The 357-nt window shown below is 74.5% G+C and carries 1 protein-coding gene; it reads left to right on the top strand.

Annotated elements, in window-relative coordinates; genetic code table 11:
• Window positions 1–357: SDR family NAD(P)-dependent oxidoreductase (locus UK12_RS33800; RefSeq protein ID WP_045307043.1), on the top strand; the 357-nt coding region annotated here is incomplete at both ends.

Raw genomic sequence — 357 nt, forward strand, 5'->3', positions numbered from 1 at the left:
GCCTGCCCGGCACCGTCGCCTCGCCGTGGCAGGACGGCGGTGTCTACCTGATCACCGGCGGCGCCGGGGGACTCGGGCGGATCGTGGCGAGGGAGATCGCCGCCTCGGTGGGCAACGCCACCGTGGTCCTGACCGGCCGGTCGCCGCTGGACGAGCAGCGGCGGCGCGAGCTGAACGCCCTGCGCGCCGGCGGCCTCACCGTCGACTACAAGCGCGCCGACGTGGCCGACCGGGACGCGGTGGCCCGCGTACTGGCCCATGTCGCGGACAATCACGGGCCGTTGACCGGGATCGTGCACAGCGCGGGCCTGGTCGCCGACAACTACCTGATCCGCAAGGACCCCGAGGAGCTCGCCC

Origin of the sequence: Saccharothrix sp. ST-888 (assembly GCF_000955975.1) — a bacterium.
Classification (GTDB): Bacteria; Actinomycetota; Actinomycetes; order Streptomycetales; family Streptomycetaceae; genus Kitasatospora.